This window comes from Streptomyces sp. NPDC050263 (genome assembly GCF_040655955.1).
Taxonomy (GTDB): Bacteria; Actinomycetota; Actinomycetes; order Streptomycetales; family Streptomycetaceae; genus Streptomyces.
The window spans coordinates 13,728-27,190 of sequence record NZ_JBFAKW010000127.1; the positions used below are offsets into that span (position 1 = coordinate 13,728).

Here is a 13,463-nt window from a genome sequence, read left to right on the forward strand (position 1 = left end):
CGGGATGCCTCTCGGTACGGGGGGATCAGCGGGGCAGCCAGTCGAAGGCCTCGGCGCTCGGGCGGTCGCCCGGCTTGTACTCCAGGCCGACCCAGCCGTCGTATCCGGCCTTCCGCAGCCGGTCGAGGAGGTCGGCGAGGGGGAGCGAGCCGGTGCCGGGAGCGCCGCGGCCGGGGTTGTCGGCGATCTGCACATGACCGGTCCTGGACGCGTACCGCTCGATCACCGACGGCAGGTCCTCGCCGTTCATGGACAGGTGGTAGAGGTCCATGAGGAAGCGCGCGTTGCCGAGCCCCGACGCGGTGTTGACCTCGTCGACGATCGCGACCGCGGCCGGTGCGCTCACCAGCGGATACCGTGGCGACTCGGGCCGGTTCAGCGCCTCGATCAGCAGGATCGCCCCGATCCGGTCCGCCGCGCGGGCCGCGAGCACGAGGTTCTCCAGGGCGAGCGCGTCCTGTTCGGCCGGGTCCACGCCGTCGACCCGGTTGCCGTACAGCGCGTTGAGCGCCTTGCAGCCCAGGGAGCCCGCGAAGTCGGCGGCCACGTCGACGTTGGCGCGGAACCGCTCCGACTCCGCGCCGGGCAGCGAGAGCGCGCCGCGGTCGGGGCCCGGGAGCCGGCCGGCGTAGAAGTTGAGGCCCGTGAGCCGGACGCCCGCGTCCTCGATCGCCGTCTTCAGGGCGTCGAGCTCGGACCGCTCGGGGGTGGGCGAGTCGATCCAGGGCCACCACAGCTCGATCGCGCCGAAGCCGGCCGCGGCGGCTGCCGCGGGGCGCTCCAGGAGCGGGAGTTCCGTGAAGAGGATCGACAGGTTGACGTTGAAGCGCTGGTCCTCGAAGCCCATGGGCTCTCGCGCTCCCTTCTGGGTTCTCTGGTGCGGATATCGCCGATATCGCGGTTGCCGCGGATGCGGCGGATTCATGAATTCCACATTGCGGAAGTTCTTTTCTGCTTACTGGAAGATTGCCGCTCGGTCGCCGGGCTTGTCAAGAGGTCGGGGGAACGCCGGAGCCCGGCGGCTCGCCAGAAGAGCGAGGGCCGCCGGGCTCCGGAGGGCTCAGGCGCCGGTATGGATGTGGGACGCCCACAGCGACGGGGTGCGGGGCAGTTCGTCGCGCAGTCGCCGTACGGCCGCGTGCAGGGCGACCGGCGACCGGTCAGGGTCCGCAGGGCCGCCGTCGTCCATCCGCAGACCGGCGTGGAAGGCCTCCGCGAACTCGACGGCGGTCCCGTCGACGACCGGCCACAGGGTGCCGACGACATGCCGGAAGCCGCACAGCTGGAACGCCGAGGTCAGCTGCACGGCCTCGTCGAGGAGCACGCCGTCGTAGGAGACGGCCGTCCCGCACGCCGACAGGTAGGCGAGCCGCGCGTGGTCGAGCCGGACGGTGGCGAGCTCGCCGATCGTCAGCGGGGTCTCGGCGTGGTCGTGCAGGAGCAGCCGATGCTGCGCGGGGTCCTCGGACAGGCTGTCGGCGTGGCAGGCGAAGTGCACCACCGGGCAGCCGGGCAGCCGGCGCAGCACCTCGTCGCGGGTCGGCGGCCGCTCCGGGGCGAGCAGGACCACCGGCTCGGGCAGCAGCTCCGCGCACACCTCGGCCTCGTCCGCCGCGAAGTCGAGCGGAGGCCGGCCGGGCGTGGTGGGCATGGCCACGACCAGCGGCGGGCTGAAGGCGGGGGTGTCCGGAGTCGCGCGGCGGGCGTGCCGCAGGGCGCGGACGGTCGGCGCGTACGAGGAGACGACCCGGTCGAGGACCGCCCGGTCCGACCCGTCGTGGTGACCCGCGGCATGGATCGGCAGCCGGGCGAGCGGGCCGCCGGGCACCCACCAGACGCGCGGGTACTTCCCGTCCCGGGGCGCCCGGTCGTGCCCCAGCGCGGTGAGGACCGGTTCGGCGACGACGTCCCACAGCGCGCCCAGCACCGTCGACAGCGTCTCCTGGGCCTTGGTCCGCACGTCCGGGTCGTCGTCCGTCGCCTCGTGCGCGGCGCGCTGACAGGCGTGGGCGAGATCCGTCGCGTACGACAGGGTGAGCCCGGACAGCGGCACGGCGGTGACGCCGGCCGGGGTGACCAGCAGGGCGTCGCAGCGCAACGCCGCGGCGTTGAGGACGACGACCGCGCCCTGCTGCGCGGCCGCGAGGAGCTCGCCGACCGACGGCGGCAGTCCGAAGGAGCCGAACCCGTCCTGCGCGCGGATCCGTTCGAGCACGGCGGTCAGCTCGGCGTCGAGCCGGTGCCGGTCGCCCGTCTCGGCCCCGGCCTCGGCCCCAGCCCCCGGGACGCCTCCCATCAGCGCGTCCGCCCCATCGTCCGGCCGGTCCAGGATGTCCCGCAACTGCCCGAAGCGGGCGGCGAGTTCGGGATGCGCCCGGCGCAGCACCGCCAGCTCGCTCCAGGCGTCCAGCGCCTGGCCCATCAGCACGCCCCGCCCGGTCTCCAGCAACCGCAGTGCACGCAGGGCCCGTTGGCCGGGCGGCCTGCCGGGGGCGTGCAGTGCCAGCGCGGCCGCGTCGGCGGCCAGGCCGGTGAACCGGCCGAGCAGGTAGTGCTGTTCGCCCCTGCGCAGTCGGCGCGGGGCGAGCCGGGGCAGCAGGGTCACGGCGTGCTCGAAGTGATCGGCCGTGCGCGACAGGTCGGTCGTCGCGAGCAACTGTCCGGCCCGCATCGCCGCCTCGATACGGGACACGGTCGGCGCCGAGGGCGTCGACGCGGCCCGTGCGGACAGCCGTACCGCCTCCTCCAGGTCGGCGGGGTCACCGTCGCGTCCATGGCGCGCACCCAGGGCCTCGCTCAGCAGGGACAGCAGGATCGGTGTGGCCACCGGGACGGGACCGATGTCGTGGCAGGCCTCGTGCAGGGCCGCGATCGCCTCGTCGAGGTCGGTGGCCGCGCCTCCCGTTCGGTGGCGGTGTGCCAGGGCGTGACCGAGCCGGCCGAGGGCCCAGGAACGGTGCAGGGGGTGTTCGGGCGTCAGGGCGACCGCCTCGCGGGCGACGGCGACCGCCGTGTCGGCGTCCGCCCGGTCTCCGGTCGCCTCGGACCGGATCAACAGGGCGTAGCTCCAGTTCGGGAGGATCAAGGCCCGCGTCGGATGGCCGCGCGGCGCCGCCTCGGCCGCGGCGGCGAGGACGTCGATCGACTCGTCCAGGTCGCTCCCCGGGCCCTGGCGGGCATATCTGCTCAGGAGGAAACCGCCCAGGGCGCTGAGGAGTTGGGCGCGCATGCCGTGCCGGGGGCCGGCCATCTCCACCGCCGTGCGCTGCGCGTCGATCGCCGCGTCCAGGTCCGCGCCGGAGTGGGTGTGCACGCACCGGGCCAGGAGCGCCAGCGCCAGATTGCACAGGATCACCAGACGCGCGCCGTGCCCCGGCGCGAGCGTCCGCAGGGCCGTCCGCAGCGCCGTGACCGTCTCGTCCAGGTCGGCCGCGGATGCGGTCCGCACATGCTCCTGGTACAACGCCCCTGCCCCGGTGGCGAGTTGGGCGGCCTGGGCCGTCGGGGAGAGTTCGCTGCCGGGTCGGAGCAGGTCCCGGCCGAGCGCGACGGTCTCGGCCAGGTCGTCGGGGTTCGCGCTCTGCTCGTACCGCATGCGCAGGGCGTTCACCAGGAGCCCGCGGCACCTGGCGTGCGCGGGGTGCGCGGGGGCCACGTCCGCGAGGGCCGCCCTGGCCGCCGCCACCGCCTCGTCCAGGTCGGCCGCCCGCAGCCCCGTCCGGAAGAGCCTGCGGTACCGGGCGAGAGCCAGGTTGTGCAGGATGCGCAGCCGCACCGGGGAGCCGGCCGGGGCGGCAGGGAGCGCGGCCCGCAGCAGGCCGATCGCCTCCTCGAGATCCTGTTGGCCGCCCAGCCGTTCGCCCCGGGTGGTCAGGGCGCTGCCGAGCGAGGCCAGACAGGGCGCGCGGCCCACATGCCCCTCGGGCAGGGACTCCAGAGCGACCCGCAGCACGCCGACGGCGTCGTCCAGGTCGGCCGGGTCCCCGGTGAGGGAGTGCCGCAGTTCCAGTGACTCGCCGAGGTTGCCCAGCGCGGGCCCCGGGCCCATGGGGCCGGCGGGCACGGTCCGCGCGGACTCACGCAGGGCGACGATGGCGTCGTCGAGGTCGGCCGGCTCCTCGCGTCCCTCGAACCGCAGGGCCAGGGTCGCTCCCAGCGAGTAGAGGTACTGGGCCCGGTCGCAGTGGTCGTGGGGAAGCCGTGCGGTGGCCTCGCGCAGCAGGTCGACCGCCAGGTCCACGTCCTCGATCTCCCCCTCGCACCGGTACCGCTCGGACAGCCCGGCCGCCAGATTGACGATTCCCAGCCCGCGCTCCGGATCGTTCTCCGGCGCCGTCCGCACCGCCCGTCGCGCCGTGCCGAGCGCCACCGCCAGATCCTCCGCCGTGCCGGTGAGCTGGTAGCGGGCCAGCAGTGCCTGGCTGAGGTTGGCGAGGAAGATGTGCCGTCGGGAGTCACCCGCCGGGGTGATGCCGATGACACGCCGCCACAGCGTGACGACGGACTCGTGCTCGGCCGGGTCGTACGCGGTCATCAGCCGCATCTGACGGGCCAGGGCCAGGGGCGCCGCCGTCGCGGCGACGTCGCCCGCCACCTCGGCCGGGATGTCGTCCAGGCCCGCCAGGAAGCACAGCGCGTACTCGGCCGCCGAGGCGCCGGACGCCGCGCGCAGCCGGTCGAGAAGTTGTTGCAGCGATGCCAGGCTCTCGACGTCGCGGTACCGGATCAGGAGGGTGCCGGCCAGGTTGTGCAGGCGAATCGAGCGGTTCGGATCGTCCGGCCCGGTCGCCTGCCATGCCTCGCGGCCGACGGTGACGGCCGCGTCGAGGTCGGCGGCATTCCCGTACCGGAGGAACCGGTCCCGCAGCGTCAGCCCCAGGTTGGACAGGCACAGTGCCTGCTGCGGAGACCCGGCGGGCGTCGTGTCGACCGCCGCCCGCATCCCGTCGACGGCGGCGTCCAGGTCGGCGGGGTCGCCCTTCAGCCGGTGGCGGGACCACAGCACGCCCGCCAGTCCGCTGCGTCGCGTCGGCAGGTCGGGATCGTCCGGCCGGCTCGCGCCGACCGCCTCACGGTGGGCGTCCAGCGCGGCGGTCAGGTCCTCCTCGGACGACCGCCGCTCGAACCGGCTGTGCAGGGCGTTGCCCAGGTTCGCCAGCCGCTGCGGACGCCCAGGATGGTCGGCGGGCGTGGCGGCCAGGATCCGCCGGTGCTGGTCCACGACCGTGTCGAGCAGGGCCGGATCGGGCGACGACTGAGCCTGCCGGAGCAGGTCGGTCGCGGCCGGTTCGGCGATCGACGCGATGCCGGGCAGCAGCTGGGCGGGAAGGTCGTCGATGCCTGCCAGCAGGGCGTCGGCGAATCCGTCGCCCATCGTGTCCAGGACGGAGTCGTCCGGATCCTGATGGCTCCGGTGGTTCTGGAGAAGCAGCAGCCAGGCGAGCCGGTAGCCGGCCTCGGCGTCCCGCCGGCCGCCGGACCGCAGTGCGTGCAGCGCCCGGAGGTCGGCCTGCGCCTCCGGCGTCCGGAGCTGCGAGGCGTCCCCGGTCGCCCTGACCCGCCGTAATCGCAGCCGTGCGGAGGCGAGCAGCCGATCGCGCTCGGTCTCCCGTTCAGTGGTCATGGCAGGGCAGACTAGGGCAACAAGGCAGGCCGGGAGCGGCAGTTGCCCTACCGTATTCGGCATCGGCACACCGCAATTCCGCACCGTCCGCCCTGGAGAGACCATGAGCGACTTCGCCGACCGGAAGGCCCGGCGCACGTCCGAGGCGCTGGTCTACTTCTTCACCCACGCGGAGGACCTCCGCCGTCGCCTGCGCGAGCAGGAGTCGCGGGACGCCGTCGACGCTCTGCTGGCCGCCGTACGCGACGACGGCGACGTCGAGGCGCTGGTCCGGCGGCTGCACCGGCGGATCCTCGCCGAGGGCGACGCGAAGGGGCTGCACGGCGGGACCCGCGGACCCGGCGCCCAGCTCGCCGGATTCGCCGGCGCCGGCCGTGAGCCGGGCATCTACTTGTGCCCGCACGGCCGCTGCCTGCGCCACCACTGGGCCGACGACACCCCCGACGCCCCGCCCACCTGCGAACTCGACGGCACCGAGCTGCGGTTGAAGAGCCTGTGACGCCGTGAACGGCTTCCTGAGCGAACTCGGCAAGAAGCTCGCCGAACGGTGGCTGACGCTGCTCGTGCTGCCCGGCGCGCTCTTCCTCGGCGTGCTGGCCGCCGGCCGGGAGCTCGGGCACACGTGCTGGTACGCGCTCGGCGCCCTGCCGTCCCGCCTCGACCGGCACACCGCGACGCTCGCCGCCTCCACCGCCGACCTGTTCCTGCTCCTCCTCGCCTTCCTGCTCGCCGCGGCCGCCTGCGGGCTCGCCGCGCAGGCGCTGGGCTCCCTGGTGGAGCGGCTCTGGCTGGCCGCCGACTGGCTCGCCTGGCCGACGGCGACCCACTTCCTCGTCCGTCGGCTGATCGCCCGCCGCGGACGGCTGTTCGACAGGCGCAGGAGGGAAGCGGGCGACGCCCATGCCGTGGCGGGCCGGCACGACGCGCCACCGGAAGCGGCCCACCGGGCGGCCGTCGCGACGAGCAGGCTGCGCCGGGTCGCCGACGCGACGCCCGCCCGGCCCACCTGGACGGGGGACCGGCTGCACGCCGTCGAGACCCGGCTGCGGGGCCACCTCGGCATCCAAGTGGCCGTGGTCTGGCCCCACTTGTGGCTGCACGTCCCCGACACCACCCGCGCCGAGATCACCGCCGCCCGCGAGAGCATGCTCCGCGCCGCCACCCTCGCCGGCTGGGGCCTGCTGTACCTCGCCGTCGCCGCCGTCTGGTGGCCGGGCGCGCTGCTCTGCGGCGCGCTCACGGGCACCGCCTGGCACCGGTTCCGTGCCGCCACCGACGCCTACGCCACCCTGGTCGAGTCCGCCGTGCGCCTGCACGCGCAGGACCTCGCCCGGCAGCTCGGCATCGGTCGCCGGGGCCCGCTCACGCTCGCCCACGGCACCGCGCTGAGCGCCTACCTCGCCGACGGCCGCGACCCCGCCCCCGACCTGCTGCTGCCTCCCGACTGAGGCGGAATCCCGAGTCCGGGGTGATCGTCCGCCGGGTCCGTTAGGGTCGGGGTCCGGGGCGTCGACGGCCCGGCCGACGTTCAGAGAGGTGTGGGGCGCGATGCGTCTGAAAGTGGAGTTCACCACCGAGCCCTTCGACCTCGACGAGGCGCCCGCGCACGCGCTGGCCGCCCGTGCGGTGATCGAGGCGGCCGACCTGGACGCGGTGGACGTCGGACCGTTCGGCAACACCGTCGAGGGCGGCGCCGACGCGGTGCTCGCCGCCGTGGACGCCCTGCTGCGCAAGTCCCTCGGCGCGGGCGCCACCCGTGTCTCGCTCCAGGTCAACGTCCTCGGGGAGGGCGAGTGACCACCGTCGGCGAAGAGGCGTTCATCGCGGCCGTGAAGCCCCTGGTCGACGCCATGGGCGGGGAGATGCTCCCGCCGGACGAGGCCGGCTCGGACGACGTCGTCCTGAGCTGGGACGGCGTCGAGACCGTCGCCGTGCGGCTGCCCCAGCTCGCCGACTCCCTCGACCACATCCTGGCCGCCATGGAGCGCAAGAAGGGCATGCCCCTCGCCGACCTGGACCGCAAGGCCAAACAGGAGGTCGTGCGGATACTCGAGGCGCGCGGCGCCTTCTCCGTACGGCACGGCGTGGAGACGGTGGCGAGCGCGCTCGGGGTCAGCCGCTTCACGGTCTACAACTACCTCAACCGGGAGAGGGGCTGAGCGGCGGCGGGGCTGGGTGACGGCGGGTTCCGCCGCCCCGAGTTTCAACAAAGTGTTGACGTGGAGTCGCGCTGAGGCGTTAGCTGGCCCCGTGACTTCGACTTCCACGCCCCCCGGCCTGGCCCGGTTCAACGGCCTCGCGGAGTCCGCAGCCCGCGCCGCGCTCCGCGAGGCGTGCGCCTCCACGGCCTGGGCGGACCGGCTGCTCGCGGCCCGCCCCTACGCCACCGCCGACGATCTCTACGCCGCGAACGACGCCGTGACGGCCGGGCTGACCGCGGCCGACCTGGCCGAGGCCATGGCCGGGCACCCGCCCATCGGCCGCCCGAAGCCGGGGGATCCCACCTCGGCCCGGGAGCAGCGCGGCATGTCCGGCGCCTCCGCGGAGCTCAAGGCGGAGATGCTGGAACTGAACCTGGCCTACCAGGACCGGTTCGGCCATGTCTTCCTCGTCTGCGCCACCGGACGGACCGGCGAGCAGATGCGGGACGCGGTCAAGGAGCGGATCGGCAACACGCCGGAGCGGGAGCGCGAGATCGTCCGCGCCGAGCTGGGCAAGATCAACCGTATCCGCCTCGCCCGACTCGTCGAAGAGGACTGAGCCCGCCATGAGCACCAGCACCACCGCCTCGGTGTCCACGCACATCCTGGACACCAGCATCGGCCGCCCCGCCGCGGACGTGGCCGTCCGGCTCTCCGCCCGCAGCGGCCGGTCCGCGCACTGGCAGGCGCTCGGCGGCTCCGCGACCGACCCGGACGGCCGGTGCAAGGACCTGCCGGCGCTGCCGGAGGGCACCACCCACGTACGGCTCGACTTCGCCGTCGAACCGTACTTCCACCACAAGCAAGCCGATGCGCAGCAGGACGCCCCCGCGAATCGGGACAGCGGTGTGTTCTTTCCAGAGGTGGCGATCACTTTCGCCGTCACGCCCGGCGAGCACTATCACGTACCGCTGCTGCTCAACCCGTTCGGCTACTCCGTTTACCGAGGGAGCTAGCTCATGCCGACCATCCTGGGACAGAACCAGTACGGCAAGGCCGAGAACCGAGTCGTGAAGATCACGCGGGACGGCGCCACCCACCACATCAAGGATCTCAACGTCTCCGTGTCGCTGAGCGGTGACATGGACGAGGTCCACTACTCCGGCTCGAACGCCAACGTCCTGCCGACCGACACCACCAAGAACACGGTGTACGCGTTCGCCAAGGAGCACGGCATCGACTCCGCCGAGCAGTTCGGCATCCACCTCGCCCGCCACTTCGTCACCTCGCAGGAGCCGATCAGGACGGCCCGGATCCGGGTCGAGGAATACGGCTGGGAGCGGATCGAGCACGGCGGCGAGGGCGCGCACTCCTTCGCCCGCAAGGGCCAGGAGACCCGGCTGAGCCAGATCACCTACGACGGCACGTCGTGGGAGGTCGTCTCCGGACTGAAGGACCTCGTGGTGCTGAACTCGACGGACTCCGAGTTCTGGGGGTACGTCAAGGACAAGTACACGATCCTCCCCGAGGCGTACGACCGGATCCTCGCCACCGAGGTCTCCGCCCGCTGGCGGTTCAACTGGACCGACGACGAGCAGCCGGCCCCCGACTGGGAGGCCTCGTACGGGCAGACGCGGAAACATCTGCTCGCGGCGTTCGCCGAGACGTACTCGCTCTCCCTCCAGCAGACCCTCTACGCGATGGGCTCCCGGATCGTCGAGCAGCGCGCCGAGATCGACGAGGTCCGCTTCTCCCTCCCGAACAAGCATCACTTCCTGGTGGACCTGGAGCCGTTCGGGCTCAAGAACGCCACCGAGGACGGGGCGGTGTACTTCGCCGCCGACCGCCCCTACGGCCTGATCGAGGCCACCGTCCTGCGGGACGGCTGCGAGGCGCGGATCCCGGCGGACCTCACCAACCTCTGAAGCGGACACGGAAGGAAGAGGACGCATGATGGCTGAGCGCATCGTCATCGAGAACTGCTCGATCGCGACCGTCGACGCCCGGGACACCGAGTACGAAAGCGGTCACATCGTCATCGCCGGCAACCGGGTCGAGTCGCTCGGCGCGGGCCGGGCCCCCGAGGGCCTGGCGGACGTCGTACGCCGGATCGACGCCTCGGGCCACCTCGTGACCCCCGGCCTGGTCAACACCCACCACCACTTCTACCAGTGGATCACCCGGGGCCTGGCCACCGACCACAACCTCTTCGACTGGCTCGTCGCCCTCTACCCGACCTGGGCGCGCATCGACGAGCCGATGGTGCGCGCGGCCGCCCAGGGCTCCCTGGCGATGATGGCCCGCGGCGGCGTCACCACCGCCATGGACCACCACTACGTCTTCCCGAAGGGCACCGGCGACCTGTCCGGCGCGATCATCGGCGCGGCCCGGGACATGGGCGTCCGCTTCACCCTCGCCCGAGGCTCCATGGACCGCAGCGAGAAGGACGGCGGGCTGCCCCCGGACTTCGCGGTGGAGACGCTGGAAGGAGCCCTGGCCGCCACCGAGGCGACCGTCGCGGAGCATCACGACGCCTCCTTCGATGCGATGACCCAGGTCGCCGTCGCCCCCTGTTCGCCGTTCTCCGTCTCCACCGAACTTCTGCGCCAGGGAGCGGAGTTGGCCCGCCGGCTCGGCGTGCGGCTGCACACCCACGGCTCGGAGACGGTCGAGGAGGAGAAGTTCTGCCACGAGCTGTTCGGCATGGGCCCGACCGACTACTTCGAGTCCACCGGCTGGCTCGGCGAGGACGTGTGGATGGCGCACTGCGTCCACATGAACGACTCCGACATCGACGCGTTCGCCCGGACGAAGACGGGCGTCGCCCACTGCCCGTCGTCCAACGCCCGACTGGCGGCCGGCATCGCCCGCGTCCCCGACATGCTGGCGGCCGGCGTCCCGGTCGGCCTCGGCGTCGACGGCACGGCGTCCAACGAGTCCGGCGAACTCCACACCGAGCTGCGCAACGCCCTGCTCGTCAACCGCCTCGGGCCACACCGGGAAGCCGCCCTGAACGCCCGTCAGGCGCTGCGGCTCGGCACCTTCGGCGGTGCCCAAGTCCTGGGCCGGGCACGGGAGATCGGTTCCCTGGAGCCGGGCAAGCTCGCCGACCTGGTGCTGTGGAGGCTGGACACCCTCGCACACGCCTCCATCGCCGACCCGGTGACCGCCCTGGTCTTCGGCGCGGCGGCCCCGGTCACCGCGTCCTTCGTGAACGGCCGTCAGATCGTCGAGGACGGACGCCTGTTGCACGCCGACGAGGACGCGATCGCGCGCTCCACCCGCGAGGAGGCCCAGCGGCTGGCGCGGATCGCCGCGCAGGGCTGATGAGTTGAAGATCTCCGGGTGAGGGCGACGGCCCTCGCCCGGTAGCCGAGACCGGGGCGCGCGCAAGCGCGCGCCCCGGAACGGTTTCTCCCTCCGGGCTGCCCGGCGGCCGCGCTGCTCGACCCGGTCTTCCGCCCTGTGGGCCAGGGCGGCCGGGACGCGGCCGACGCGACCTGTCCGATGAAGGCGGGCGAGGAGATCACCGGGTCGGCCGCGGGGCACGACGGGGCCCTGGCGGCGGCGCGGACCGCGGACGTGGGTCGCGTGCGTGGGCCGTCTGGTCGAGCTGTCCGCGATCGGCACGGACGATCCCGAGGCGGGCGAGCTCGGGGAACGACACGCGGAGGGGGAAAACGGGCCGTCCGGGAGAGCGGGGCCCGGTGGGCGGTTCTGCGGCCGTCGTCCTTCGCCTCGAACGCTCTGAGCCGGGTGCGGGCGACCGGCCGGCGAGCCGGTGCCGAACCTGAGCGGCGACGGGCTCCAGGGGGCCGTCGACCCGCGGGACGTGGCCGAGAGCGCGACCGTCGCCCTCGGGGAGGTCCTCGCGCCGGCTCGTCCCGGCCGCCCCGGTCGTCGTCCCCTGTCGCACCGTGCTGTAACCGTTCCTGTTCATCCCGTTGACACCTCCCGTTCTTGCTCCTAGTGTTCCGCAAGCTTCCGAACATGTGGCGACATTTCGAACGTTTGAAAGGCCAGCGCCCTGCGCATCACAGGAATCAGCACGCCCTTGGGCCGAACGCCGTGGCACCGCCTGACGTACGTACAGGTGCACACCGGCGAAGGGGCCACGAGGGCCGGCGAGACCCGGATGCCGCGCCACACCCACGCGCTGATCGCTGATCGAGGGCCGCCGTCCGGTTGGTCACCGCCCTTGCAAGGTGTGCGCCAGGACCCCCGACGACCTCGGCGGGCCAGGTGCGGATCCACGCGGTCGCCGGGCTGATCCGTCGCGGCGCACCGCTCTCCCCGACGTCGGGTCCGTGCCGGCCGCCCGTCCGGCTCGCAACCGACCGGCCGGCCGACCGCCCGGCTTGCTCCACGGCGTCCCCGAACGACATCCGACATGCCGTCACCCTCTCGACGACGAGAAGAACCAGGACCGTTGACTATGCACAACCGAAGAGCCGCCCTCCGCCTTCTGGCCGGAACAGCCTCCCTCGCCCTCACCCTGTCCGCCTGCGGGAAGGACAGCGAGGGCAGCTCCCAGGGCAGCTCCAATGGAAACACCGTGGGCATCGCCATGCCGACCCAAGCCTCTGAGCGCTGGCTCACCGACGGCAAGAGCGTCGTCGACGACCTGACCCGGAAGGGGTACAAGACCAAGCTGGTCTACGGCAACGACAACCCGAAGACCCAGGTCGCGCAGATCCAGGACCTGATCGAGCAGGGCGTCGACGCGCTGATCATCGCGGCCATCGACAACAAGTCGATGAACGGCGTGGTCAAACAGGCCGCCGCCGCGAAGATCCCGGTGATCTCCTACGACCGGCTCATCCTCGGCACCGAGAACGTCGACTACTACGTCTCCTTCGACAACGAGCAGGTCGGGCGGCTCCAAGCCCACTACATCATCCAAGAGCTCGGCCTCGAAGACGGCAAGGGCCCGTTCAACATCGAGCTGTTCGCCGGTTCCGCCGACGACAACAACACCAAATACTTCTACGACGGCGCGATGCGCCTCCTCCAGCCCTACCTGGACAGCAAGAAGCTGGTCGTCCGGTCCGGCCAGACCGAGCTCGACAAGGTCACCACCCTGCGCTGGGACGGACCCACCGCGGGGAAGCGCATGGAGGGCATCCTCGCCGACTCGTACCGGAGCCGGACGGTCGACGCGGTGCTGTCGCCGTACGACGGCATCTCCCTCGGTGTCCTGTCCGCGCTCAAGGCGGACGGCTACGGCTCCGCCGCCAAGCCCCTCCCGGTCATCACCGGTCAGGACGCCGAACTGCCCTCGGTGAAGTCGATCATCGCCGGTCAGCAGTCGCAGACCGTCTACAAGGACGTCCGTCTGCTCGCCGAGGTCGCCGCGGAGATGGTCGACGCCATATTCAACGACCGGACGCCGAGGGTGAACAGCAGAAGGGCCTACAACAACGGTGTCAAGTACGTGCCCGCCTTCCTGCTCCAGCCGACGAGCGTCGACAAGAAGAACTACGACTATGTGCTGGTCGCCGGCGGCTACTACACCGCCGCCGAGCTGAAGTAGCCGCAGGGCCGTCGTGCGACCCGTCCGCCCCGTCGAAGCCGACGACGCGGCCCCGGCCGGGCCTTGGGACCTGTCCTAGTGCCGCGGCAGGCAACGTTCGCCCCGTCGCGACGCCCGGCACGCACTCTCGCCGCACCGGCCGAAAGCCCAAGTACGTCCAGTACGA

11 protein-coding genes and 1 pseudogene are annotated in these 13,463 nt (G+C 72.7%); 10 read left to right on the forward strand and 2 right to left on the reverse strand.

All coding sequences use genetic code 11. The features are described from left to right. Window positions 1–25: 25 nt before the first annotated feature. Together AB0J04_RS37240 and AB0J04_RS37245 are read right to left on the reverse strand one after the other, a co-directional pair. The gene (locus tag AB0J04_RS37240; RefSeq protein ID WP_363173048.1) at window positions 26–847 is read right to left on the reverse strand and encodes a TIM barrel protein; all 822 of its coding nucleotides are present in this window, start codon (window positions 845–847) and stop codon (window positions 26–28) included. A gap of 213 nt (window positions 848–1,060) precedes the next feature. Continuing rightward, window positions 1,061–5,623, reverse strand: coding sequence for a CHAT domain-containing protein (locus tag AB0J04_RS37245; RefSeq protein WP_363173049.1), 4,563 nt, complete (start codon window positions 5,621–5,623; stop codon window positions 1,061–1,063). A gap of 103 nt (window positions 5,624–5,726) precedes the next feature. Here AB0J04_RS37245 and AB0J04_RS37250 point away from each other — a divergent pair, with 103 nt between their 5' ends. The 10 genes and pseudogenes from AB0J04_RS37250 to chvE all read left to right on the forward strand — a co-directional run bounded on the left by AB0J04_RS37250 (window position 5,727) and on the right by chvE (window position 13,297). Beyond that, entirely contained in the window at window positions 5,727–6,122 is a 396-nt protein-coding gene (locus AB0J04_RS37250; protein WP_363173050.1) for a hypothetical protein, read from the forward strand. Window positions 6,123–6,126: 4 nt separating this feature from the next. Next, on the forward strand, window positions 6,127–7,071 hold the full coding sequence (locus AB0J04_RS37255; protein WP_363173051.1) for a hypothetical protein: 945 nt from the start codon (window positions 6,127–6,129) through the stop codon (window positions 7,069–7,071). Between the two features lie 100 nt (window positions 7,072–7,171). Beyond that, window positions 7,172–7,420 carry a hypothetical protein gene (locus AB0J04_RS37260; RefSeq protein WP_363173052.1) on the forward strand — a complete coding sequence of 83 codons (249 nt, stop codon included), beginning with the start codon at window positions 7,172–7,174 and terminating at the stop codon, window positions 7,418–7,420. Further along, window positions 7,417–7,782: a helix-turn-helix domain-containing protein gene (locus tag AB0J04_RS37265; RefSeq protein WP_363173053.1), complete on the forward strand. Its 366-nt coding sequence runs from the start codon at window positions 7,417–7,419 to the stop codon at window positions 7,780–7,782. Before AB0J04_RS37260 ends, AB0J04_RS37265 begins: the two co-directional genes overlap by 4 nt. 91 nt (window positions 7,783–7,873) lie before the next feature. Beyond that, window positions 7,874–8,383, forward strand: coding sequence for a 2-oxo-4-hydroxy-4-carboxy-5-ureidoimidazoline decarboxylase (gene uraD / locus AB0J04_RS37270; RefSeq protein ID WP_363173054.1), 510 nt, complete (start codon window positions 7,874–7,876; stop codon window positions 8,381–8,383). 7 nt (window positions 8,384–8,390) lie between these two features. Beyond that, window positions 8,391–8,780 carry a hydroxyisourate hydrolase gene (gene uraH, locus AB0J04_RS37275; RefSeq protein ID WP_363173055.1) on the forward strand — a complete coding sequence of 130 codons (390 nt, stop codon included), beginning with the start codon at window positions 8,391–8,393 and terminating at the stop codon, window positions 8,778–8,780. Between the two features lie 3 nt (window positions 8,781–8,783). After that, the gene (gene pucL / locus AB0J04_RS37280) at window positions 8,784–9,689 is read left to right on the forward strand and encodes a factor-independent urate hydroxylase (protein ID WP_363173056.1); all 906 of its coding nucleotides are present in this window, start codon (window positions 8,784–8,786) and stop codon (window positions 9,687–9,689) included. Between the two features lie 25 nt (window positions 9,690–9,714). After that, window positions 9,715–11,091: an 8-oxoguanine deaminase gene (locus tag AB0J04_RS37285; RefSeq protein WP_363173057.1), complete on the forward strand. Its 1,377-nt coding sequence runs from the start codon at window positions 9,715–9,717 to the stop codon at window positions 11,089–11,091. Between the two features lie 700 nt (window positions 11,092–11,791). Further along, window positions 11,792–11,926, forward strand: a pseudogene (locus AB0J04_RS37290) (mandelate racemase/muconate lactonizing enzyme family protein); the annotation flags it as partial. Between the two features lie 273 nt (window positions 11,927–12,199). After that, window positions 12,200–13,297 (forward strand): multiple monosaccharide ABC transporter substrate-binding protein, encoded by a 1,098-nt coding sequence (chvE, locus tag AB0J04_RS37295; RefSeq protein ID WP_363173058.1) that lies wholly within the window; start codon window positions 12,200–12,202, stop codon window positions 13,295–13,297. The last annotated feature ends 166 nt before the right edge of the window (window positions 13,298–13,463 follow it).